At 72.0% G+C, this 23,914-nt stretch carries 18 protein-coding genes and 1 pseudogene; 8 read left to right on the top strand and 11 right to left on the bottom strand.

The window, feature by feature from the left end; translation table 11 throughout:
• Positions 1 to 337 (top strand): hypothetical protein (locus ACIA8L_RS07510; protein ID WP_395901432.1); only part of this gene is annotated, 337 nt, incomplete at its 5' end.
• On the opposite strand, the pseudogene rny reads toward ACIA8L_RS07510, so the two are convergent.
• The 7 genes and pseudogenes from rny to dhaM all read right to left on the bottom strand — a co-directional run.
• Positions 318 to 1,967 (bottom strand): annotated as a pseudogene (gene rny, locus ACIA8L_RS07505) (ribonuclease Y); the annotation flags it as partial. The gene ACIA8L_RS07510 and the pseudogene rny overlap by 20 nt on opposite strands.
• Before the next feature lie 1,383 nt (positions 1,968 to 3,350).
• Entirely contained in the window at positions 3,351 to 3,992 is a 642-nt protein-coding gene (locus tag ACIA8L_RS07500; protein WP_395901431.1) for a regulatory protein RecX, read from the bottom strand.
• 918 nt (positions 3,993 to 4,910) lie between these two features.
• On the bottom strand, positions 4,911 to 5,960 hold the full coding sequence (recA, locus tag ACIA8L_RS07495; RefSeq protein WP_395901429.1) for a recombinase RecA: 1,050 nt from the start codon (positions 5,958 to 5,960) through the stop codon (positions 4,911 to 4,913).
• A 157-nt stretch (positions 5,961 to 6,117) separates the two neighbouring features.
• Positions 6,118 to 6,318, bottom strand: coding sequence for a DUF3046 domain-containing protein (locus ACIA8L_RS07490; protein ID WP_395901428.1), 201 nt, complete (start codon positions 6,316 to 6,318; stop codon positions 6,118 to 6,120).
• 28 nt (positions 6,319 to 6,346) lie between these two features.
• Complete coding sequence (locus ACIA8L_RS07485) at positions 6,347 to 7,681, bottom strand: MFS transporter (protein WP_395901426.1); 1,335 nt, start codon at positions 7,679 to 7,681, stop codon at positions 6,347 to 6,349.
• A complete protein-coding gene (locus tag ACIA8L_RS07480) occupies positions 7,671 to 7,901 on the bottom strand; it encodes an HPr family phosphocarrier protein (protein WP_395901424.1) in 231 nt (76 codons plus the stop codon). The genes ACIA8L_RS07485 and ACIA8L_RS07480 overlap by 11 nt, the downstream gene beginning before the upstream one ends.
• Positions 7,902 to 7,908: 7 nt before the next feature.
• Positions 7,909 to 8,301 (bottom strand): dihydroxyacetone kinase phosphoryl donor subunit DhaM, encoded by a 393-nt coding sequence (gene dhaM / locus ACIA8L_RS07475; protein WP_395901422.1) that lies wholly within the window; start codon positions 8,299 to 8,301, stop codon positions 7,909 to 7,911.
• Positions 8,302 to 8,319: 18 nt separating this feature from the next.
• Between dhaM and dhaK the strand changes: the two genes are divergently transcribed.
• Both dhaK and dhaL read left to right on the top strand, forming a co-directional pair.
• Positions 8,320 to 9,315 (top strand): dihydroxyacetone kinase subunit DhaK, encoded by a 996-nt coding sequence (dhaK, locus tag ACIA8L_RS07470; RefSeq protein ID WP_395901421.1) that lies wholly within the window; start codon positions 8,320 to 8,322, stop codon positions 9,313 to 9,315.
• A 5-nt stretch (positions 9,316 to 9,320) separates the two neighbouring features.
• Entirely contained in the window at positions 9,321 to 9,932 is a 612-nt protein-coding gene (gene dhaL / locus ACIA8L_RS07465; protein WP_395901419.1) for a dihydroxyacetone kinase subunit DhaL, read from the top strand.
• Between the two features lie 122 nt (positions 9,933 to 10,054).
• Here dhaL and ACIA8L_RS07460 read toward each other — a convergent pair whose 3' ends face one another.
• The 3 genes from ACIA8L_RS07460 to ACIA8L_RS07450 are packed head-to-tail and all read right to left on the bottom strand — an operon-like array spanning position 10,055 to position 12,960.
• The gene (locus ACIA8L_RS07460; protein ID WP_395901417.1) at positions 10,055 to 11,197 is read right to left on the bottom strand and encodes an acyl-CoA dehydrogenase family protein; all 1,143 of its coding nucleotides are present in this window, start codon (positions 11,195 to 11,197) and stop codon (positions 10,055 to 10,057) included.
• Between the two features lie 45 nt (positions 11,198 to 11,242).
• Positions 11,243 to 11,977, bottom strand: coding sequence for a hypothetical protein (locus ACIA8L_RS07455; protein WP_395901415.1), 735 nt, complete (start codon positions 11,975 to 11,977; stop codon positions 11,243 to 11,245).
• Between the two features lie 53 nt (positions 11,978 to 12,030).
• Positions 12,031 to 12,960, bottom strand: coding sequence for a hypothetical protein (locus tag ACIA8L_RS07450; RefSeq protein ID WP_395901413.1), 930 nt, complete (start codon positions 12,958 to 12,960; stop codon positions 12,031 to 12,033).
• A 176-nt stretch (positions 12,961 to 13,136) separates the two neighbouring features.
• Here ACIA8L_RS07450 and ACIA8L_RS07445 point away from each other — a divergent pair, with 176 nt between their 5' ends.
• The 3 genes from ACIA8L_RS07445 (at position 13,137) to ACIA8L_RS07435 (ending at position 20,072) form a co-directional block, all read left to right on the top strand.
• Positions 13,137 to 14,423, top strand: coding sequence for a bifunctional pyridoxamine 5'-phosphate oxidase family protein/GNAT family N-acetyltransferase (locus ACIA8L_RS07445; RefSeq protein ID WP_395901411.1), 1,287 nt, complete (start codon positions 13,137 to 13,139; stop codon positions 14,421 to 14,423).
• Between the two features lie 187 nt (positions 14,424 to 14,610).
• Positions 14,611 to 19,110: an ATP-dependent helicase gene (locus ACIA8L_RS07440; RefSeq protein WP_395901409.1), complete on the top strand. Its 4,500-nt coding sequence runs from the start codon at positions 14,611 to 14,613 to the stop codon at positions 19,108 to 19,110.
• 503 nt (positions 19,111 to 19,613) lie between these two features.
• Positions 19,614 to 20,072: a hypothetical protein gene (locus ACIA8L_RS07435; protein ID WP_395901407.1), complete on the top strand. Its 459-nt coding sequence runs from the start codon at positions 19,614 to 19,616 to the stop codon at positions 20,070 to 20,072.
• A gap of 180 nt (positions 20,073 to 20,252) precedes the next feature.
• Here the strand turns inward: ACIA8L_RS07435 and ACIA8L_RS07430 are convergent, their stop codons facing one another.
• Positions 20,253 to 21,017: an S-adenosyl-l-methionine hydroxide adenosyltransferase family protein gene (locus ACIA8L_RS07430; protein ID WP_395901405.1), complete on the bottom strand. Its 765-nt coding sequence runs from the start codon at positions 21,015 to 21,017 to the stop codon at positions 20,253 to 20,255.
• A gap of 18 nt (positions 21,018 to 21,035) precedes the next feature.
• Between ACIA8L_RS07430 and ACIA8L_RS07425 the strand changes: the two genes are divergently transcribed.
• Together ACIA8L_RS07425 and ACIA8L_RS07420 are read left to right on the top strand one after the other, a co-directional pair.
• Complete coding sequence (locus ACIA8L_RS07425; protein WP_395901403.1) at positions 21,036 to 21,968, top strand: LLM class F420-dependent oxidoreductase; 933 nt, start codon at positions 21,036 to 21,038, stop codon at positions 21,966 to 21,968.
• Positions 21,969 to 22,232: 264 nt separating this feature from the next.
• A complete protein-coding gene (locus ACIA8L_RS07420; RefSeq protein WP_395901401.1) occupies positions 22,233 to 23,435 on the top strand; it encodes a glycoside hydrolase family 5 protein in 1,203 nt (400 codons plus the stop codon).
• Positions 23,436 to 23,914: the final 479 nt, after the last annotated feature.

The raw sequence follows: 23,914 nt of genomic DNA, 5'->3' as shown, positions 1-23,914 counted from the left end.
CGCGGACGCGGGGCGCGCGGACGCGGGCACCGTCCGGCGCACGGGCGCGGGCACCGTCCGGCGCGCGGACGCGGGGCGCGCGGGTGCGGGCGCGGTCCAGCGCGCGGGCGCGGGCGCGGTCCAGCGCGCGGGCGCGGGCGCGGTCCAGCGCGCGGGCGCGGGCGCGGTCCAGCGCGCGGGCGCGGGTGCGGTCCGGGGCGCGGGCGCGGGTGCGGTCCGGGGCGCGGGCGCGGGCGTAGGTGCGATCCGGCGCGCGGGCGCGGGCGCCGGTGAGCCAGCGATCGCCGTGGCGACGAGGCAGCGGCGACGGCGAGCCGTCAGCGGGCGATTTCGGTGACCCTGGACTCGCGGACGACGGTGACGCGGATCTGGCCCGGGTAGGTCAGCTCCTCCTCGATCTGTTTCGCCACGTCGCGGGCCAGGACGGCGGCGCCGATGTCGTCGACGTCGTCGGGGCGGACCATGACCCGGATCTCGCGGCCGGCCTGCATGGCGAAGACCTTTTCGACGCCGGACTTGCCGCCGGCGATCTCCTCGATGCGTTCGAGGCGCTTGACGTACGCCTCCAGGCTCTCCCGGCGCGCGCCCGGGCGGCCGCCGGAGCAGGCGTCCGAGGCTTGGGTGAGGACGGCCTCGATGGTCTGCGGGAGGACTTCGTTGTGGTGGGCTTCGATGGCGTGGACGACGTCGTCGTGTTCGCCGTACTTGCGGGCGATGTCGGCGCCGATCAGGGCGTGGCTGCCCTCGACCTCGTGGGTGAGCGCCTTGCCGATGTCGTGCAGGAACGCCGACCGTTTGATCAGAGCCGGGTCCAGGTGCAGCTCGGAGGCCATGATCCCGGCGATGTGGGCGGTCTCGACGAGGTGCTTGAGGACGTTCTGGCCGTACGACGTCCGGTATCGCAGCCGGCCCAGCAGCGTCATGAGCTCGGGGTGCAGGTCGGTGATGCCGACCTCGACCAGGGCGTCCTCGGCCGCGCGGTGGCAGAGCCGTTCGACCTCGTGCTTGGCCTGCTCGAAGACCTCTTCGATGCGGTGCGGGTGAATCCGGCCGTCGAGCACCAGCTTCTCGAGCGTGAGCCGCCCGATCTCGCGGCGCACCGGGTCGAAGCAGGAGAGCAGCACCGCCTCCGGCGTGTCGTCGATGATCAGGTTGACCCCGGTCGTCGACTCGAACGCGCGGATGTTGCGGCCTTCGCGGCCGATGATCCGGCCCTTCATCTCGTCGCTGGGCAGGTGCAGCACGCTGACGACGCTCTCGGCGGTCTGCTCGCTGGCCACCCGCTGGATCGCGTCGACGACGATGTGGCGGGCCCGCTGCTCGGCCGTGCTGCGCGCGTCGTGCTCGATGTCCCGCACGAGCAGCGCCGCTTCCCGCTTGGCCTGGGCCTCGATCGTCTCGACGACCTCGACCCGGGCCGCGTCGGCGGTGAGCCCGGCGATCCGCTCCAACTCTTCGCGGTGCCGCTCTTCGCCCTCGGCGACCTCCGCTTCCCGGCGGCCGAAAGCCGCTTCGCGTTCCAAAAATTCTGCTTCGGTACTGCTGATACGCCGATCCCGCTCCGCCAGCCGCTCGGCCTCCTCGGCCAGCAGCCGCTCCCGCTCGTCGAGGCGGCGTTGCCGGCGCTCGGCGTCCTGCGACTGCTCCTTCGCCACGGTCGTGAGCTGACTGACCTCGCGCTCCCCCGCCCGCCGCGCGGCCGCGCGGGCCTGCTCGGCGTCGGTCTCGGCCTGCCGGTGCGCGCGTTCGAGCAGCGAGTCGGCCTCGGCCCGGGCCGCGTCGATGATCCGGCGGGCCTCCGAGCGGGCCGCACTGGCCTCGGCTTTCGCGGCCGCCGCCTCGGTCCGTGCCGCCGCGGCCGCCGCCCGTGCCTCGTCAACGGCCGCCGTGGCGTCCTCGGCCGCCGTACGCAACGACGCCAGCGAATGCTCCTGCCGATCCTTCTCGGCCAGGAACGCCGGATCGTCTCCGGCGGCAACGGCCGGCGCGACCCCGCCGCCGAGCCGCTTGACCACCTTCATCGCGACCACGAGCACCGCTGCCACGACGACGACCAGCAAAATCATGGCCAGCGTCAGCGCAACCTCGACCCCGGTCACGACGCCACCCGCGCAAACTCCGACGCCGTCCGCTGCAGTACCGCGGTCACTCGCTCAGGTCGACCGGCCGCGCTGCCCTGCCGCGTTGCGCCGAGTCGCCGGCGCGCGCCGGAAGCTCTGCTCACACCCACCGCCCTGTCCACACGGGCGGTCCCGCCCCCAGATGCCACCCTACTTGCACCAGCCGCCGGGTTTAGCCGCACAAGCCCGATGCGTACGGTTCGCCCGCACACATCACCACTTCCCGGCCGCCGGCCGTGCCGGTATCGGGCTCCGTCGCCTTCGTCACCGTCGGCATCGGTCGCCGGGGTGGACCGCTCGCCGTCGCGGGTTCGTCCCGCGGTTGCCGCCGTCAGGCCGTCTGGGCTTCCGGATTCGCAGAGGATGACACGGGCGCACTCCGTCACGACGTCACCTCGCTCCGCTCGGCGCCGCGCATTCAGCAGCGGCGGGTACATGGAGGAGACGCCCGACCACGGCACATCAAGATGTATCGATATCGAGGCCTAGGAGGCCCCGCTGCTGGGTCGCCGCTAGCGCCGACACCTCCCGCAAGGCGTGGCGCAGAATTCGCTATGAATCTTTGTTAAGTGTTGCTGATCTGTGATGCGATCTATGTTGTGCGGTAAACCCGCGGTGGTTGGGCGGTCTCCATCTGGTAACGGTGAGGCTAGGTCGTGAAGGCCGCTTCGGTCAAGGACTCATGATCGGGCACCATACGGGACGTAAGTCCGTCAAGGACCACTGCCAGCCGAAACACCCCACAGGCACCGTTTGCACGGATCTTTCCGGCATGTCGGTCGCCAAGCCGCCAAAACTTGCACAGCCGGTAATCGTGAGCCAACAGAGCGCACGCAGTCCTCGAAGTGCAGCGCAACCATTCCACCACAGCCCGTGCACGCCACCAACATCATCATCGACACCCGTCACGCTCGACGAGCGCTCCAACCACCCCCGGGAGCCCTCAAGAACCACCAGGCCCGCCCGGCACCGAGCCACATCCCCATATGGCAACGACACCGGCCGCCAGCCACAGGCCATCGCCACACTCGCAGCCGTCCAGGCGGCCGCGCCGGCATCGACCGGCTGACAAAAGTTGCCACCCGCGGGACGCGAAGAACCGCCCATCGCCCGCCCACCAGGAAGAGAACCGCGGCAAGAGCAACGACGAGAGCAACGAAGCAAGCGACGACGAGACCCACACCGAGTCGAAGCCCGGACAGCGCGAAGGGTCGAGACCAGGAGACGCGATTACTGAGCGTCAGGGTCCAGGGCCGAGTCAGCCAGAGCATCAGCGTCGATGGAGTCGGCGAACTCCGCAGCGTCTTCCCGCTCCGCCAATGCCTCCTTGACCAGCCGGATGGCCAGCCCGGGCGGATACCCCTTGCGCCCGAGCATCCCGACCAACCGCCGAAAGACCGCCTCGGGGGTACCGCGATGCTCAGTCCGCAGCCGCCGCACCACCAGCGCCTTGGCCGTCTCCTCCTCCATGTCGGCCGTCAGCTCCTCGAGCGCTTCCCCCATCTCATCCGCCGACACCCCTTTACGCCGCAACTCCCCAGCCAAAGCCCGCCGCGAGAGCCCCTTCCCGTGGTGCCGGCTGTTCACCCAAGCCCGAGCGAACGCCGCGTCATCGATGATCCCAACCTCGTCATACCGATCGAGAATCTCCGCCGCGACCTCCTCCTCAACCCCCCGCTTCCGCATGGCCGCCCCCAGCTCAGCCCGAGTGCGCGGCCGCACAGCCAACTGCCGCAGACAGATCTCCCGAGCCACCTCCCGCGGATCAAGCGGCTTGCCCGCAGCCGCCTCCCGCGCACCTCTCCCCCACTTCCCCCGCCGCTCCCGCCCTTCCTCCCGCTCCGCCCCACCATCGCCCGCAGAGCCGGACATTCCCGAAATGTCCGGCGAGGCGGCATCGCTCCAAGGCAACCCACCACGCCGCGAGCCCGAGAAAGCCGAAGGCAGGGAAGCCAAGTCCGAGACAGACGAAGGCAGGGAAGACGAGCCCAAGGAAGACGACGAATCCCGAGCAGACGAGCCATGAGCAGAAGTCCGCGGGGAGCTGGGAGAACCAGAAGAGCCGGAAGAACCGGAAGCGCTCGAAAGACTCCGCGGAGCCGAGCCAGGATCAGCCCAGGGATTGTCCGGCCCAGGCTGCCACGCGGGACGAGGTGCGGCCTCGGACGCCGACCCGTCCCCCGATGATGGTGATGACGCCGACGATGGTGTCCACGGATTGCCGGCCGGAGGGTTCCAAACCGGCCGCTCCACCTCATCCGGCTCGAAACGCAGGTCCGGCCCGTCGCCCGGTATGGCAGGTCGGACGGGCCGCGCGGACGACTCGGAGGGAGTGGCGGATGTCCAGGGATTGTCGCCACCCGGATCGGGCCAGGAGGCGATCGGCGGCGAGGCCGCGGCGGGCCTACGGGCCGGGCCGGATGGCGGGGATGTGCCGGGCGGAGGGGTTCGGTCGTCGGCCGGGGCTGTGTGCCACGGGTTTGGGTCGACGGCGTCTTCGTCCCCGCCGGACATCGGCACCTCCAGCTCGGCCGCCGACGTGCGCCGAGACCCGATGCCGACCGGACGGCTTGGCCCGCCAGACCGGCACCGGGAGCCTCGAACGGCGCGCCGGAGCACTCCCCAACTACGAACGAACATCCAGGAGCCCGCCCAGCCTGACCGCGATCAGCGACGGTCGCGCGCGGCGGCGAGGTCGGCGGGCGGGTGACCAAATCCCTGGTCCGTGCGCTCCGACCGGCGAACGGTCGGAGCGCCAGACCAAAGCGAGGTCACCGCGAAGGCTGCGGGTCAGAAGTCGACCGGGGCTGCCTCCGGGCCGCTGGCGGCGTCGGTGGACTGGCCCACGCCGACGCCGAGCTTCTCCTTGATCTTCTTTTCGATCTCGGCGGCGACGTCGGGGTTGTCGCGCAGGAACTTGCGCGAGTTCTCCTTGCCCTGGCCGAGCTGGTCGCCGTCGTAGGTGTACCAGGCGCCGGACTTGCGGATGAAGGCCTGCTCGACGCCCACGTCGATGAGGGAGCCCTCGCGGGAGATGCCCTTGCCGTACATGATGTCGAACTCGGCCTGCTTGAACGGCGAGGCGACCTTGTTCTTGACGACCTTGACGCGGGTGCGGTTGCCCACGACGTCGGTGCCGTCCTTGAGGCTCTCGATGCGCCGGATGTCCAGACGGACCGAGGCGTAGAACTTCAGGGCCCGGCCACCCGTGGTGGTCTCGGGGCTGCCGAACATGACGCCGATCTTCTCGCGGAGCTGGTTGATGAAGATCGCCGTGGTGCCGGAGTTGTTGAGGGCACCGGTGATCTTGCGCAGGGCCTGGCTCATGAGGCGGGCCTGGAGGCCGACGTGGCTGTCGCCCATCTCGCCCTCGATCTCGGCCCGCGGCACCAGGGCGGCGACGGAGTCGATGACGATGACGTCGAGGGCACCGGAGCGGATCAGCATGTCGACGATCTCGAGGGCCTGCTCACCGGTGTCGGGCTGGGAGACCAGGAGGGCATCGGTGTCGACGCCGAGGGACTTGGCGTAGTCGGGGTCGAGGGCGTGCTCGGCGTCGATGAACGCCGCGATGCCGCCCTGCGCCTGCGCATTGGCGATCGCGTGCAGCGCGACGGTGGTCTTGCCGCTGGACTCCGGCCCGAAGACCTCGATCACACGGCCACGCGGCAGGCCGCCGATGCCCAGCGCGACGTCGAGGGCGATGGAGCCGGTCGGAATCACGGACATGGGCGCGACGACGCGCTCGCCGAGCCGCATCACGGAGCCCTTGCCGAACTGCTTGTCGATCTGCGAGAGGGCGAGCCCCAGCGCCTTCTCCCGGTCAGGTTGCACTGCCATGTCTGTCACCCCTGGGTTCGCGGTCTTCGTCGGCGTTCGCTTGGTCACGCTGACACGTTAGGCGCCGGGTATGACAAAAAATCCGATGCGACGCCCCAACGAGCGGGAAGAGTACCCGTACATCTGTACGATCAGCACGCCGACACGCCGAAAAACATCAGCGTAAGCGGCTTGGAACACGCTCCGGATATGCGGCGACCACTGCGCGCCACACTTCCGCGGTGTCGAACTTGCCGGCCAGGGCCTCCTCGATCGTCAACCCGCCGAGCTGCGATAACACTTGGTCATGGGCGATGCTCTTTGCGTAACCGGGCCCGAACACCTGCTCGAGCCGCTGCCAGAAATCCGTCAGACGCACAAACCCAACCTAACGAAGGACACGAGACCTACCGAAGCACCCGGGCCACCAGGGGGACGACCGCCACTCCCGCGAGCAGGCACAGCACCGGATACCCGAAGAAATCCACGACCACGCCCGACAATGCGCCCGCCGAAGCCCCCGCGACCCCCATGATGACGTCCGAGAGCCCTTGGACGCTCGCCCGGCGCTCAAGCGGTACCGACTCCGAAAGCAATGTGGAACCGGCCACCATCGTCGCGCTCCAGCCGAGCCCCAGCAGGGCCAGGCCGGCCGAGAGCAGCCACGTGTTCGCGCCCGCCGTGCCGGCCAGGACGCAGGCCAGGACCAGCAGGCCGACGCCGCCGAGGATCACGGGCCGGCGCCCGAACCGGTCGGCCAGCAGGCCCATGACGGGCGAGAGCGCGTACATGCCGGTGATGTGGATGCTGATCACGAGGCCGACGACGCGGAGCAGGTCGCCGTGGTCGTGGACGTACTCCCCGATGTGCACGGGCGTCATCGACATCACACCGACCATCACGACGTGCCCGACGGCAACGGCGGCCACCCCGGTCCGAGCACCGACGCTGTCCCGGATCGTCCGAGCCGCCTGCCGCCAGATGGCCCTCTCCCCAGAAGCCGAAGCCGAACCAGCACCAGCACCAGCACCAGCACCAGCACCAGCACCAGCAGCAACGCCCGAAGAAGCAACGCCCGAAGAAGCGATCGCCGAAGAAGCGGCCTCCGAAGAAGCGGCCCCCGAAGAAGCCAAGGAAGCCGCCGTCAGCAACGGATCAGGCCGCAACAACACGACGATCAAAACCGCGGCCAAAGCGAAGGCCAGCGAACTGAACAGATAAGGCCCCGCGTACTCAGGCAGGAACCGATCGGTCAGCGGCGCCAGATTGGGCCCCAGCACCGCCCCGACGGTGGTGGCCCACACGACCATCGACAGGTGCCGAGCCCGCCGATCCGCCACCGCGAGATCCACAGCGGCGTACCGCGACTGCAGATTCGCCGCACTCGACCCCCCGAACAGCAGGGTGCCGAAGAAGAGCAAGGGAACCGACGAGAGCTGCACGGCCAGCACCACCAGCAGCGCGCCCAGCGAGCCGAGCGTGTAGGCGAAGACCAGGCCCGGCCGCCGCCCGCCGGTCCGCATGAGCCGGGTCGCCGGGATCGCGATCACCGCCGCGCCCACGACCGCGCAGCTCCCGGCGATCCCCGCCGCCCACGGCCCGGCGAGGGAGGCGGCCAGCAGGGCGCCGACCGACACGCCGCTGGCCACGCCGAGACCACCCACGATCTGGGTGCCGACCAGCAGGCCGAGGGTCCGGCGCTGTAAACCCTTTACATCAACAAGTGTCGAATCAGTCAACAAGCACCGAGACTACCGCGTCCGCGGCCTCGACGGCGTCGTCGCCGTCCGCGCGGACGACCACGGTCGAGCCCTTCGTGGCATTGAGCGCCATCACCGCAAGGACGCTGCGGGCATTCGCTCGTTTCGAACCGAAGACCACCTCGACGGTACTGCCGAATCGCGCCGCCGCCCGCACCAGCGCCCCCGCCGGCCGGGCGTGCAGATCCTCGGGCAGCACCACGGAGCGCTCAGAGCTTGCGGACATCGCGGGCCTCCACGGCCGCCTGCGTCACCGCGTCCAGCGCCGCGCCGGTGCCGGCCAGCACCGCCGCCGCGACCGCGCCCTCGACGAACGGCGCGTCGACGAGCACGGCGTCGTTGGCGACCCGGTCCTCCAGGACGGTGCGCGCGGTGAGCACGGCACTGCCCAGGTCGGTCAGCACGAGCACCCCCGCGCCGCGGTCGGCCCGGTCGATCGCGACCAGGATGCGGTCGTAGCTCGTGCCCAGCCCGCCGTCGTCGGTGCCGCCCGCCGCCTCGATCGGCACCTCCTCCCCCGCGACCTGCACGAGCATGTCGCGCAGCCCGTGCGCGAGCCGCTCGCTGTGCGACACGAGGACGATGCCCACCAGTTGCCCCATACCAGGCATGCTATGTCCATGAAGAAGTTCATCAACGACCCGGCCGACGTCGTCCGGGAGGCGCTCGCCGGGCTCGCCGCCGCCCACCCCGAGCTGCGGGTGGACCTCGACGAGCAGTACGTCGCCCGCGCGGACGCGCCGCGCCCGGGCAAGGTCGGCCTGATCTCCGGCGGCGGCTCCGGTCACGAGCCGCTGCACGCGGGCTTTGTCGGCCTCGGCATGCTCGACGCGGCCGTGCCCGGTGAGATCTTCACCGCGCCCGTGCCCGACCAGATCCTGGCCGCGACGAGGGCCGCCGACGCCGGCTCCGGCGTCGTGCACATCGTGAAGAACTACACGGGCGACGTGATGAACTTCCAGCTCGCCGCCGAGCTGGCCGACGAGGAGGGCCTGCGGGTCGAGACGGTGCTCGTCGACGACGACGTCGCGGTCGAGGATTCGACGTGGACCGCCGGCCGCCGTGGCACCGGTGCGACGCTCCTGGTCGAGAAGATCGCCGGTGCCCACGCGGAGGAGGGCGCGGATCTGGCGACCGTCGCCGCGACCGCGCGTACCGTCAATGATCGTTCGGCTTCTTTCGCCGTCGCGCTGACCGCCGGTACCACCCCTGCTTCTGGAAAGCCCGGATTCGACCTCGCCGCCGACGAGATCGAGGTGGGTGTCGGCATTCACGGCGAGCCCGGCCGCAGCCGCGAGAAGCTGCGCCCGGCCCGGGACCTGGCCGCGCTCATCGTCAACGCCGTCGTCACCGCCAAGCCGCCGGCCGGCGAGCCGCTGATCGTCCTGGTCAACGGCCTGGGCGGCACCCCGCAGCTCGAGCTCTACCTCATGTACGCCGAAATCGCCCGCCTGCTCACCGCCGCCGGCGCGACCATCGCCCGTTCCCTGGTCGGCAACTACGTGACAAGCCTCGACATGGCCGGCCTGTCGCTGACGGTCTGCCGCGCCGACGACGACCTGCTGCGCCTGTGGGACGCGCCCGTGCGCACCCCGGCCCTGCGCTGGGGGGTGTGAGCCCGGTGGATGAGGCGCTGGCGCGGGCCTGGATCGCCGCCGCCGCGGACGCGATCCGCGCGGACGCGGAGCACCTGACCGACCTGGACACCGCGATCGGCGACGGCGACCACGGCGTCAACCTGCGCCGCGGCTTCGACGCCGTGACCGCCGCCCTGGGCTCGTTCGAGGCGGAGTCGGCGGGCGACGTCCTCGGCAAGACCGGCACGACGCTGCTGTCGAAGGTGGGGGGCGCGAGCGGCCCGCTCTACGGCACCGTCTTCCGCGCCCTGGGCAAAACCCTGCGCGGGGGCGGCACGTTCGCCGAGGGCCTGCAGGCGGCCCTGGACGGCATCAAACAGCTCGGCAAGGCCGAGGTGGGCGACAAGACGATGGTCGACGCCCTGACCCCGGCCGTCGAGGCCTACGCGGCCGCGGCCCAGGACGGCGAGGAGGCAGCCGCCCAGGCCGCCGCAAAAGCCGCAAAAACTGGAGCAGCTTCGACGGTACAGCTACAAGCCCGCAAAGGCCGAGCGTCCTACCTGGGCCCGCGCAGCGTGGGCCACCCCGACCCGGGCGCGACGTCCACGGCCCTCATCCTCCAGGCCCTCGCCGACGTCACCGGCGACGGCGCCTGAAAGGACCCCGGCACCGGCGGTGACGGCGCTCGAAGCGACCTCAGTCGCGCCCGGCGCCGACCCGGCCGGCGAACTCGCGTGCCCCGCAACCCCGCGCCCGCGCCCACGCGCGGGCGCGTCCGTCAGAGGCCGAGCGAGCGGCCGATGATCTCCTTCATGATCTCGGTCGTGCCGCCGTAGATGGTCTGGACGCGGCTGTTGAGCCAGGCCTTCGCGACCGGGTACTCCATCATGAAGCCGTAGCCGCCGTGCAGCTGCACGCAGCGGTCCGCGACCTTGTTCTGCAGCTCGGTCGTCCACCACTTGGCCTTGGCGGCGTCGGCGACGGAGAGGCGGCCGGCGTTCTGCTCCACGATGCAGTGGTTGAGGAACGTGCGCGCGATCGTCACCTCGGTGTCGAGCTCGGCCAGCAGGAACCGGTTGTGCTGGAACTTGCCGATCGGGCGGCCGAACGCCTCGCGGCCGCGGACGTAGTCGAGGGTCATCGCCAGCACCGCCTCGGCCGACGCGACGGCGGCCACGGCGATGCCGAGGCGCTCGCGGGGCAGGTTGGCCATCAGGTGGTAGAAGCCGCCGTTCTCCTGGCCGAGCAGGTGGTCGGCCGGGATGCGGCAGTCGTCGAAGAACAGCTCGGCGGTGTCGTTGGCCTTGAGCCCGACCTTCTCCAGGCGCCGGCCGCGGGTGAACCCCGGGGTGCCGGTCTCGACGCCGAACAGGCTGATCCCGTGCGCGCCCTTGGACCCGTCGGTCTTGGCCACGACGATGACGAGGTCGGCCATCTCGCCGTTGGTGATGAACGTCTTCTGCCCGTTGAGCACCCACGAGTCGCCGTCGCGCACCGCGGTGGTGCGGATCCCGGCGAGGTCGCTGCCGGCGCCGGGCTCGCTCATGGCGATGGCGGTCACGATGTCGCCGGAGCAGAACCCGGGCAGCCACCGCTTCTTCTGCTCCTCGGTGGCCAGCTCGGTCAGGTACGGCGCGACGACGTCGTTGTGCAGCCCGAACCCGAGCCCGGAGGCCCCGGCCGCCACGATCTCCTCGACGAGGACGGCGTTGAACCGGAAGTCCGGCTGGCCACCGCCGCCGTACTCCTCGGCGACGTCCATCCCGAGCAGCCCCGCGGCCCCGGCCTTGCGCCAGATCTCCCGGTCGACGATCCCGGCCTTGTCCCACTCGTCGTTGTGCGGGGTGGCCTCGCGGGCCAGGAACTCCCGGCACAGGTCGCGGAACGCGTGGTGCTCAGCCTCATACAGGTGCTGCTCCATGCGCGAAGTGTGCGCGCCGAGACACGGTCTCGACCAGAGCCCGGCCTAGAGGCCGAGCATGCCGTAGAGGTGGTCGGGCAGGGGCTGGGCGTCCTTGGGTTCATCGGCGGTGACGGCGGCGCCGAAGTCGGAGTAGGTGGCCGTCACCGGGTTGCCGGGGATGTTCACGGTCACCGTGGCCAGGCGGTCCCGGTCGTCGACGGCGGCCTCGAACGGCAGCGCTTTGGCCGCCGCCCCCAGCTGCATCACCTGGGCGACGTTGACCGGGCCCCAGGTGGCGACGCGGGTCATGTCGACGGTCCCGGTGTACTTGCGCCCGTCGCGGCGGACATCGTGGGTGGCCGCGATCAGGGCCTGCACGCCGGTCGGGTCCTTGACGGCGCTGAGCCCGAGCGACCCGGGCTTCGTCACCTTGCCGGTGTCGACCTTGTACCAGAGCTGCCCGTCGAACCCCGGCAGTGGCAGCCCGGTCAGGCGCGTGTAGGCGTTGCCCCGGACCTCGACGGTGTCGATCGTCAGCGAAGCCCCGCCGGAGCTGACCTGCACCGTGGCGTTGAGCAGGTCCGCGACGGGGTCGATGGCCCCGGTGTAGCGGCCCTCCTTGGCCACGACCTGGAACCGGTAGCTGGCGAAACCCAGATGCCAGACGCCGGCCGCCAGCCCGGTCGGCGACGGTTGCACGCTGACCGTCGGGACCGGCGCGGGCGCCTTGCTCGTGCACCCGGCCGGCAGCAGCACCGCCAGCACGACCCCGATCCAGGTGGCAACCTTCCGTGTCACGCGGCGGAGCGTACCGGCGGGGTGGCGCGCCGCGGTCCCGCGAAAGCGAAAGTTCAGTTGTTCAACAGGTTGTAGACAGCGGCGTTGGCCGGGGCGATCTCCGCCGTCTTGGGGACCGTCAGCTGCACCGGCTGCCCCATGTCGCGGTAGTCGACGGTCAGGGCCCGCTCGGCCGCGCCCGCGTAGGACGGCACCGTCACCTTCACCGAGGCCAGCCGCCCCTGGGCGTCGAGCGTCACCACGAACGGCGCCGCCTTCGCCCGGGCCCCGAGCGCGGCCAGGTCGGCCCGGTCGGCCAGGCCGAGGTCGCCGCCGCGGGTGAGGTCGTAGGTCCCCGTGATCTTGCCGCCGTCGCCCAGGTGCGCCTCGCCGACCCGTGCTGCGAAGTCCTGGCTGCTGGTCGGGTCGGCGGTCTCGAACAGCCCGATGATCTCGGTGTGGTTCACCTTGGTCCGGTCGAACCGGTACCACTTCTTCGCATTGACGCCGGCCGCCGGGATGCTGGTGCGGAAGTACCGCTCGCCGCCCCCGAGGACGATCCCCTCGAGCGAGAACTTCACTCCGGACGCCACCGAGTCGAGGCGCGCCTGCCGCTTGCCGGCCGGGTCGACGGCCCCCGTGACCGTGCCGTTGTCGATCTTCATCGTGTAGCCGTAGGTGGTCCCCTGCAGCGCCTTCACGGCTCCGGCGAGGGCCTCCTTCCCCGCCGGCGGGGCCGACGCCGCGGCCGAGGTCGACCCGTCCGCACCGGGGCCGCCGCCGCACCCGGCCAGCACGAGCGCGGCCAGCAGCCCGACCACGACGCCCGCGACGGCGTGCAGCCGCGATCCGGCCCGCGGTGGCGGCGGGTCGGCGGCCGTCGCCGGGATCAGCTCGCAGCGGACCCGGGCCGGTAACCCGGGCGTGGGCGGCGCCGCCGAGGCCAGCGCGGGTGCGGTCAGCATGAGCAGGGTCGCCTGCACGTGGGGGTGGTCGGGGCGCATGCACTTCCTCCCTGAAGAGCGGGTTCTGCATCGTTCAACCGTTCATGGGCCGCTCCGGGTGCGCGTTTTCCCGGTGCACCGCTCGCCCCCGTTTTCGCGAGCGGTGCTCCGGTGGCCGGGACAGTAGCCGCGGGGTCTGACATTTTCTGGTTGTGCCTGCTCACAGCCCGGCGCTAATGTACTGCCACATTCACCGCTTTGTACTAGTACAAAAGGAGTCACGGGTGGAGACGTATCAGCGGACGGCGCGCAGCACACCGCGGCGCCTGCCGGAGCGGGCCTCGTACGATGCCGAGCTCGTGCACGCGGTGCTCGACGAGGCGTACGTCTGCCACGTCAGCTACGTGGCCGACGGCGAGCCGCGGGTGCTGCCGACCCTGCACGCCCGCGTGGGCGAGACCCTCTACCTGCACGGGTCCACCGGCAGCCGGGCGATGCTGGCGGCCCGCGACGACGGGCTGCCGGTCTGCGTCGCGGTGACGATCATCGACGGGCTCGTGCTGGCCAAGTCGCAGTTCCACCACAGCGCCAACTACCGCTCGGTGATCGTGCACGGCGTCGCGCGGCCGGTGGCGGACGAGGACGAGCGGGCCCGGGCGTTCGCCGCGCTCGTCGACAAGGTGGCGCCCGGCCGCGATGCCGACAGCCGGCGGCCGAGCCGGCGGGAGTCCGCGCAGACGGCGGTGCTCGCGCTGCCCCTCGCCGAGGTGTCGGCCAAGCTCCGGGCCGGTGGGCCGAGTGATGACCCCGAGGACGCCGACCTTCCCCATTGGGCCGGTGTGGTACCGCTCCAGCTCACGCGCGGACTCGCGGCGCCGGCCGAGGATCAGGCAGTACCACTGCCGGATTATCTGCGTTTGCAGCGTGGCCCGTGGCGGGACGCCGTCACGCTCCGTGGTCGTCACGTGGTGCTGGAACCGCTGGATCGGTCGCACACGCCCGAGTTGTTCGCGGCCCTCGACGATGCCGAGGTCTGGGCGCATCTGACCAGCCCGCGGCCCACCTCGGTGGCGGATCTGGCGGCGATCGTGACGGCCGCGCTGAGCGACCCCGACCGCGTGGCATTCGTGCAGCGTGAGACCGAGACCGGGCGGATCGTCGGTAGCACGTCGTTCTATGCGCCGAATCCGTCGCAGCGGTCGATCGCGATCGGCTACACGATGGTCGGCCGGCCCTGGTGGCGGACCGCGATCAACACCGAGTCCAAGCTGCTCATGCTGCGGTACGCGTTCGACACGCTCGGGGCGCTGCGAGTCGAGTGGCACACCGATGTGCGGAATCAGCGGTCACAGCGAGCAATCGAGCGGCTCGGCGCGCAGCGGGAGGGTATTCTCCGCCGCCACCGGCAGCGGGCCGACGGCAGCCAGCGCGACACGGTGCTCTACTCCATGATCAACGACGAGTGGCCGGCGGCGCGCGACCGACTGGCCGCCGCCCTGGACACCAGCGGCGTGACCGCTTAGGCAGGCACCGCACGGGGTCCCTCATCTGGCTTCGGCCGGACGAGGGACCCCTTCGCTGCCCGGCCAGGCAAGTTCGGGTGTCTCCGCGGTGTGTAATACAGTAGCCAAAACGGCCAATTCGGGCAAATCGGTTCGGCTGTGCTTGCGCCCCCGAAAAATGTCGTACCCCCGGTGCAGGATTGTGGGCATGGCAGAGCTGGACGGGTTCGGCGCGGCGACGAGCGAGTGGTTCCGCAACGCGTTCGCGGCGCCGACCAAGGCGCAGGCGGGCGCCTGGAAGGCGATCAGCGCCGGTCGGCACGCGCTGGTCGTGGCGCCGACCGGCTCCGGCAAGACCCTGGCCGCGTTCCTGTGGTCGCTCGACCAGCTGGCCGCCCGCCCGGCCGAGGACCCGGCCCGCCGCTGCCGCGTGCTCTACGTCAGCCCGCTCAAGGCCCTGGCCGTCGACGTCGAGCGCAACCTGCGGGCCCCGCTCGCCGGCATCCGGCAGGCCGCGGCCCGGCTCGGCCAGGAGCCGCCGGACATCCGGGTCGGCATGCGCACCGGTGACACGCCGGCCGACGAGCGGCGGGCCTTCACCCGCACGCCCCCGGACATCCTGATCACCACCCCGGAGTCGCTGTTCCTGCTGCTCACCTCCCAGGCCCGGGAGTCGCTGCGCGGGGTGGACACCGTGATCATCGACGAGGTGCACGCGGTGTGCGCCACCAAGCGCGGGGCGCATCTCGCGCTGTCGCTGGAGCGGCTCGACGCGCTCCTCGAGCAGCCGGCGCAGCGGATCGGGCTGTCGGCGACGGTCCGGCCCATCGACGAGACCGCGCGGTTCCTGGGCGGCGCGGCGTCCGTCGAGATCGTCCAGCCGCCCAGTGCCAAGACCATCGAGGTCGAGGTCCAGGTGCCGGTGGAGGACATGACGGCGCTCGGCGAGGCCGCCCCCGGCGAGGACGACGACGGCGCGCCCCGGCAGGCGTCGATCTGGCCGGCGGTCGAAGAGCGGGTGCTCGACCTGATCCAGGCGCACCGGTCGACAATCGTGTTCACCAACTCCCGGCGCGGGGCCGAGCGGCTCTGCGCCCGGATCAACGAGCTGGCCGGGGCGCGGGCGGGGGTGCCGCAGCCGGAGCCGGGCCGGACCCCGGCCGAGATGATGGCCCAGGCCGGCATGGCCGGGGGCGCACCGCCGGTCGTGGCCCGGGCCCACCACGGCAGCGTGGCGCGCGAGGAGCGCAAGCACATCGAGGAGGCGCTCAAGTCCGGGCAGCTGCCGGCCGTCGTCGCCACCTCCAGCCTGGAGCTGGGCATCGACATGGGCTCGGTCGACCTGGTGGTGCAGATCGAGGCGCCGCCGAGCGTCGCCGCCGGGCTGCAGCGGGTCGGCCGGGCCGGGCACCAGGTCGGGGCCGTCTCCCGGGGCGTGGTCTTCCCCAAGCACCGCGGCGACCTCGTCTCCTGCGCCGTGGTCGCCGAGCGGATGATCGAGGGCGGGATCGAGGAGCTGCGCTATCCGCGCAACCCGCTCGACGTGCTGGCCCAGCAGATCGTCGCGATGGTGTCGATGGAGCCGTGGCCGGTCGACGAGCTGGCCGCGCTGGTGCGCCGGGCCGCCGTCTACGCCGACCTGCCCGAGTCGGCGCTGTTCGCGGTGCTGGACATGCTGGCCGGGCGTTACCCGTCGACCGCGTTCGCGGAGCTGCGGCCGCGGGTCGTGTGGGACCGCACCGACGGGGTGCTCACCGGCCGGCCCGGCGCCCAGCGGCTCGCCGTCACCAGCGGCGGCACCATTCCCGACCGGGGCATGTTCGGGGTGTTCCTGGCCGGTGCGGAGAAGGCGGCCCGGGTCGGCGAGCTCGACGAGGAGATGGTCTACGAGTCGCGGGTCGGTGACGTGTTCCTGCTCGGCTCGACCTCCTGGCGGATCGAGGACATCACCCCCGACCGGGTGCTGGTCTCCCCCGCGCCCGGCGCGGCCGCGAAGATGCCGTTCTGGAAGGGCGACTCGCCGGGGCGGCCGGTGGAGCTGGGCCGGGCGATCGGGGCGCGGCTGCGCGGGTTCGTGAAGTCGGGCGACGAGGCGGCCCGGGCTCACCTGCGCAAGGGTGGCCTGGACGACTGGGCGGCCGACAACCTCCTGGCCTATCTGCGCGAGCAGCGGGAGGCGACCCGGCACCTGCCCGACGACCGCACCGTGCTCGTCGAGCGGTTCCGCGACGAGCTCGGCGACTGGCGGATGACCGTCCACTGTGTCCTCGGCGCGAAGGTCAACGCACCCTGGGCCCTGGCCATCGCCCGCCGGCTCAACGAGCGCTACGGCGTCGACGCCCAGGTCATGCCCAGCGACGACGGCATCGTGGTCCGGCTGCCCGACATCGCCGACGAGCCGCCCGGCGCCGACCTGGTCGCCTTCGACCCGGACGAGATCGCCGGGATCGTCGAGGAGACCATCGGCACGTCGGCGATGTTCGCCGCCCGGTTCCGCGAGTGCGCGGCCCGGGCCCTGCTCCTGCCCCGCCGCGACCCGCGCCGCCGCCAGCCGCTGTGGCAGCAGCGGCAGCGCTCCGCCCAGCTGCTCGACGTGGCCCGCGACTACGCCGACTTCCCGATCACCCTGGAGGCCGCCCGCGAGTGCCTCCAGGACGTGTTCGACGTCGGCGGCCTGGTCGGGGTCATGCGCGACATCGCCGGCCGCAAGCTGCGGCTGGTGGAGGTGGAGACGCAGCGGCCGTCGCCGTTCGCCCGGTCGCTGCTGTTCGGCTACGTCGGTGCCTTCCTCTACGAGGGCGACGCGCCCCTGGCCGAGCGCCGCGCGGCCGCCCTCGCCCTCGACCCGACCCTGCTGGCCGAGCTCCTCGGCCGGGTGGAGCTGCGGGAGCTGCTCGACCCGGCGGTCGTCGCCGAGACCGAGACGACCCTGCAGTGGCTCGGCGACCAGCGCACCCCGCGCGACGCCGAGGACGTCGCCGAGATGCTGCGGGTCCTCGGCGACCTCGGCGACGACGGCCTCGCGGCCCGCGGCGCCGACCCGGCCTGGGCCCAGGATTTGGCCGGCCAGCGCCGCGCCATCCAGGTCCGCATCGCCGGCGAGCCCCGCTGGATCGCCGTCGAGGACGCCGGCCGCTACCGTGACGCGCTCGGCGTGGCCCTGCCCGTCGGCCTGCCGAGCGCCTACCTCGACCCGGTCGCCGACCCGCTCGCCGACCTGGTCAGCCGCTACGCGCGCACGCACGCCCCGTTCACCGCGGCGACCTGCGCGGCCCGGTTCGGCCTGGGCGTGTTCGTCGTCGAGCAGGCCCTGCGCCGCCTCCCGTCGGCCGTCTCCGGCGAGTTCTCCCCCGACGGCGCCGGCACCGAGTGGTGCGACGCCGAGATCCTGCGCCTGCTGCGCCGGCGCTCCCTGGCCGCCCTGCGCCGCGAGATCGAGCCGGTCCCGCCGCGCGTCCTGGCCCGCTTCCTGCCGCAGTGGCATCACATCGGCACCGCCCGGGCCCGCGGCGCCGAGGCCGTCGCCTCCGCCATCGAGCAGCTCCAGGGCATCCCGATCCCGGCCTCGGCCCTCGAGCGGCTGGTCCTGCCGGCCCGCGTGGCCGACTACAGCCAGGCCTACCTGGACGAGCTCACCGCCGCCGGCGACCTGGTGTGGGCCGGCACCGGCGCGATCGGCGAGCACGACGGCTGGGTGAGCCTGGCCTTCGCCGACGCCGCCCCGCTCCTGCTGCCCGCGCCGTCCGAGGTGGGCGGCCCGCTGCACGAGGCGATCCTGGAGGTCCTCGCGGGTGGCCAGGCCCTGTTCTTCCGCGGCCTGGCCGAGACCATCCACGCCCCGGAGGCCGAGCTCATCGCCGCCCTGTGGGACCTGGTCTGGGCCGGTCACCTGTCCAACGACACCATCGCCCCGCTGCGGGCCAAGCTCGGCGGTGGCGGCGCCCACCGCTCCCGCCCGTCGGCCCCGAAGTCCCGCTACCGCCGCGCCGGCTCCCTCAACCTCGGCCGCGCCTCCCTGGCCGCCGCCCGCACCGGCCCCCCGACCGCGGCCGGCCGGTGGTATCGCCTGCCCGACCGCGACCTCGACCCGACCCGCCGCGCCACCGCCAACGCGGAGCTCCTGCTGGACCGCCACGGCGTCGTCACCCGCGGCGCGGTCATGTCGGAGGACCTGCCCGGCGCCTTCGCCGGCGTCTACCCGGTCCTGGCCGCCATGGAGGAGCGCGGCGCGGCCCGCCGCGGCTACTTCGTCGAGGGCCTCGGGGCCGCGCAGTTCGCCCTGCCGGGCGCCGTCGACCGGCTGCGGGGCGGCTCGGAGCACCGCGACGCCCTGGTCCTGGCGGCCACCGACCCGGCCAACCCGTATGGGGCGGCGCTTCCCTGGCCCGAGCGGGTCGTCGACGCCGGCGACGGGGAGCGCTCCGGCCACCGCGCGGGCCGCAAGGCCGGCTCCCTCGTGGTCACCGTCGGCGGGGACCTGATCCTCTACGTGGAGCGCGGCGGCCGGACCCTGCTGTCCTACGCGGACGATCCCGAACTGCTCGCCCTCGCGGCCAAAGCCCTGGCGGACGCGGTGCACGGCGGGGCGCTCGGGGCCATGTCGGTGGAGCGCGCGGACGGCGAGTCGATCCTGCAGTCACCGCTGCGCGACGCGTTGTCCGGCGCCGGTTTCCGCAGCACCCCTCGAGGCCTCCGGCTGCGCGGCTGATCCGTATCGCCTTTCTTCTTGCAGCATTTCCGAGAACCGCGGGTCGACCGCTCCTAGCGTCAACTTGGTTGATACAAGGAGGACAGCAAGGAACCCCTTCGGGCTAAGCTTCCGCATCGTGCCAACCGAATTGCACGACAGCCTCGTCGAGCTGTTTCACAAACGGCCGGCGTTAGCGGCTGAAATCCTCGGTGGCCCGCTCCGAATGAGCGTGCCGCGTTTCACCACGGCCCGGTTGACGTCCAACGACGCCACACAGGTAAAAAGCACCGAATACCGAGCCGACGCCGTGATCACACTCAACCACCGCGACGCGCCGGTGCTGACGGTGGTCATCGAAGTCCAGCTGAAGAAAGACGACGACAAACCATTCAGCTGGCCGGTCTACGTCACCCACCCTGCGCGCCCGGACGCGCTGCCCGGTCGCACTCCTGGTGGTGTGCATCAACCAGTCAGTCGCGGACTGGTGCGCGGCCCCGGTCCCGATCGGCCCACCAGGCTCGATGCTGACGCCGATCGCCCTCGGCCCGCGCCAGATCCCGGTCGTCACAGACCCCGAGGCGGCGCAGCGCAAGCCCGACCTGACGGTCCTGTCAGCCCTCGCACACGGCGCCGAGCCGGAGCCTGCCCCGCTGTTCAAGGCCCTCCTCGCCGCCCTCGACACTGTAGGGAAAGACGACGCGAAGAAGTACACTGACCTTGTCCTCGCCAGCCTGCCCAAGGCGACCAAGAAGTATTTGAGGGAGCTCATGTCTGTCACCGGCTACCGATTCCACAGCGAAGTCTTCGCCGAAGGCAAGGCCAGCGTTGTGCTGGCGGTGCTCGACGCTCGCGGCGTCGAGATCCCGGAAATCGTCCGGGCCGAGATCAGCGACTGCACGGACATCGACCAGCTCGAGACCTGGGGCCGCCTGGCCGCGACCGCCGACAAGATCGAGGACCTCGGCCTCAGCGCCGCCTAGTGATCAGCTAACCGGCTGAGAGGGCAACGACCACCAAGGGGCCTACGGGCTGGCCCACCCTTGGCGGTTGCGGAGCGCTTTCCAGTCTCGCCGTTCAACGGCAACTTGTATCAGTACGCGCGATACAAGTGAAAAACTCCAGCACATTGCAATGAGGCTTCCGCGCGTGAAGCACTTGCATCAGTACATGATTGTCACGCGGGATTCTGCGGTGAGGGCGAGGCGGGCGGCCGCGTTGCCACCGTTCACCGCTACCGCCACGAAACCGGCCGAGTCGGCGAAGACCACCAAGGAGTCCGGCTCCGCGTCGCCGAATGTCGTCGCGTGCACGGCCGGGACGCCATTGACCCTGACCGACTCCGGGAGCGGCGGCAGGAGCTCGGCCGGAGCGGCCAGCTGCACATTGCCGAAATGGTCGATCGTCTGAATCGCGGCGGTCAGGCGGCCGGGGGCCTGTTCGACGTACGACGGCGGCAGGCTGAGCAGGTCGGCTATCTCCGGGCCCGCCTCGCGCAAGGACGAGCCGGTGGCCAGCCGGGCGGCCACCGGGGCGAAGATGTCGCGGCCGTGGAACGTGGCCGAGACCTTCGGCGCGAACCACTCGGCGTTCGTGAGGTGCACGGCCACGGCCACGCCACCCAAGGCTTCGGCGGCCGGGAGGAGCAGGCCGTTGTCCGGGCCGACCAGGATGCTGCCGTCGCGCGTGGACAGCGCGACCGCGCGCCGCGCCGTGCCGACGCCCGGGTCGACCACCGCCAGGTGGACACCGACCGGCAGGGAAGGGGCGGTCTGGGCCAGGACCGCGGCGCCCCGGCGGACGTCGCCCGGCGGGATGAGGTGCGTGATGTCGATGACCCGGGCGGTGGGGGCCAGGCGGGCCAGGACGCCGTGGCAGGCCGCCACGAAGCCGTCCGACAGGCCGTAGTCGGTCGTGAAGGAGATCATCGCGATAGTGTCCGGTCCATGCGGCTTTGCGTGTTCACCGAGCCCCAGCTGGGGGCCACCTACGAGGACCAGCTTGCCATCGCGCGGCGGGCCGAGGAGCTCGGGTTCGAGGCGTTCTTCCGGTCCGACCATTTCCTGAGCCCGGGGGTCGCGGGGCTGCCGGGGCCGACCGACTCGTGGGTGACCCTCGGCGCCCTCGCGCGGGAGACCTCGACGATCCGGCTCGGGACGCTGGTGTCGTCGGCGACGTTCCGGCTGCCGGGGCCCCTCGCCATCGCGGTCGCGCAGGTCGACGCGATGAGTAGCGGGCGGGTCGAGCTCGGGCTGGGGACCGGGTGGCTCGAGCGGGAGCACAGCGCGTACGGCATCCCGTTCCCGCCGGTCGGTGAGCGGTTCGACCGGCTCGCGGAGCAGCTGGAGATCGTCAAGGGGCTCTGGGCCACGCCGAGCGGCGCGACGTACAGCTTCGAAGGCCGCTACTACGACCTCGTCGAGTCGCCCGCCCTGCCGAAGCCGGTCCAGCCCGCGGGCCCGCCAGTGATCATCGGGGGTAAGGGCCCCAAGCGGACGCCCAAACTCGCCGCCCGCTACGCCGACGAGTTCAACGTGCCGTTCTCATCACTGCGGGACACCGACGCACAGTACCGCCGGGTCGTCGACGCGATCGAGCAGGAAGGGCGCGACGGGCGGGCACCGATCGTCTTCTCGTTCGCCCAGACCATCGTGTGCGGGCGCGACGACGCGGAGGTGCGGCGGCGCGCGGAGGCGCTCGGGCTCGATTCCAAAAAGCCACAGGACGGTCAGTTGTACGGTACGCCCGAACGCCTCGCTGAAGACCTCCACGGATTCGTGGCGGCCGGAGCGTCGCGCGCGTTCCTGCAGCTGCTGGACCTGCGCGACCTCGACCACTTGGAGCTCATCGCGGCCGAGCTGGCGCCGCGACTCAACTGAAGCCGCAGCCGAGCTCGCGCCGCAGCTCAACCGAAGCCGCGGCTCAACCGAGGGCGCCGCTCGACCGAAGCCGCGGCTCGACTGCGACCCCAGCTCGAGCGAGGGCGCGGCTCCACTGAAGGCGCGGCTCAACCGAGGCGTGGCCCAACCGAGGGCGCGGCTCGACCGAAGCCGCGGCTCGACTGCGACCCCAGCTCGAGCGAGGGCGCGGCTGCACTGAAGGCGCGGCTCGACTAAAGCCTCGCAACGTGGGCAGAAGCCGTCGTGCTCCAGAAGGCGACGGCGCTCTGTGGTGTGCTCCTGCTGCTGGTGGCGGCGCTGGCGGTACCGATGCAGCAACCAAAATCGACACGAGTGCTGTGCGTCGAGGATGACGTGCAGGCGCGCGCGGTCGCGGGGCTCGCCAACTTCTCGGCCTGGCTCCGGCGCAACCACGCGACCGGGTTCATCGGCGAGATCGGCTGGCCCGGCGACCGCGACGCCGAGCGATGGAGCGCGGTGGCCGAGGCCTGGTACGCCGCGGCCGACGCCGTCGGGCTCCCGGTCACGGCCTGGGCCGCGGGGGCGTGGCCGGCCAACTATCCGATGGCCGTGTACCGCCCGGTCGCACAGGGCCTGCGGGTCGATGTGGCCGGGCCGCAGGCGCGCATCGTCGAACGGCACGGCAGTACCCCCGGATATCTGCGCGGTGTGAACCTCGCCGCCGGGTCGTTCGCCGCCTCGGACAGCAACGGCGGGTTCGGCACCGGGAACCCGGGCCGCTACGGCCAGGACTACACGTACGAGACGCCGTCGAGCTACGCGTTCCTGGCCGGCCGCGGCGTGCGGCTGGTCCGCCTGGCCGTCAACTGGGAGCGGCTGCAGCCGAGCCCGTTCGGCCCGCTGGACCCGACGGAGCTCGCGCGGGTGCGGGCCGCACTCGGCCACGCCCAGGCCGCCGGCCTAGCCGTCATCATCGACCTGCACAACTACGGCGACTACGCGCTCGGCGGCGGCCGCGCGGGCGCGCTGCGGCTGCTCCGGCTGGGCCAGTTCGAGCTGCCCACGACCGCGCTGGCCGACTTCTGGCGCCGTTTGAGCCGCGCGGCCGACAACCCGGCCGTCATCGGCCTTGGCCTGCTCAACGAGCCGACCCGCCTGGCCGCCGACGGCCGCGCGGGCGCGCTGATCTGGCAGCAGGCGGCCCAGGAGGCGGTGGACGCCATCCGCGCGACCGGCGACCGCCGGACGATCCTGGTCAGCGGCTACGTCCCGATGGGCCCACCGTCGTGGGGCGAGATGCACCCGACCGCCTGGATCCGAGACCCGGCCCACCACGTCGCGTACGAGTCCCACGCCTACTTCGACCACGATGGCAGCGGCCACTACTGGATGCCCTACGCCGACGAACTTCGCAACGTCACCCGGCCCACCCCCGCCCACTGCCAACGCCTAACCCCCCTGACCCGCCAGGTCCTGACCGCCTAACCACCCGCATTTGGTACCGCCACCACCCCAAGACGCTCTCGGCACCCACGCGCCCAGCCACGAGGCCCACACCCGCCCGCCCGAAGCACCTCAACTCGAACGCCCCCTCAGCCCTCGCGCCCGCGCGTCCGCCGCCAACGCCCAGCACACCCCAACTCCCACCTGCGCCCGCACCCGCACCCACGCGCACCTGCACCCGCACCCACCTCCAACCAACGCGCCCGCGCAGCCCACCGCCCACCGTTGCCCACGTCAATCGCCCGCACCTGCACCCGCGCGTACTCCAACGCAGCGCGCCCGCGCGGGCCACCGACACCCATGCCTGCCGGCGTCGGCGCGAAACCGAAGCCCTGCACGGGACCGCGGCCCTTCGCGGGACCGCGCGTGACCGAAGCCCTGCACGGGACCGCGGCCCTTCGCGGGACCGCGCGTGACCGAAGCCCTGCACGGGACCGCGGCCCTTCGCGGGACCACGGCGT

Source organism: Dactylosporangium sp. NPDC051541, assembly GCF_044454505.1.
Taxonomy (GTDB): Bacteria; Actinomycetota; Actinomycetes; order Mycobacteriales; family Micromonosporaceae; genus Dactylosporangium.
Note: the sequence above shows the minus strand (reverse complement) of the source record. Positions and strands in the feature narration are given on the sequence as shown.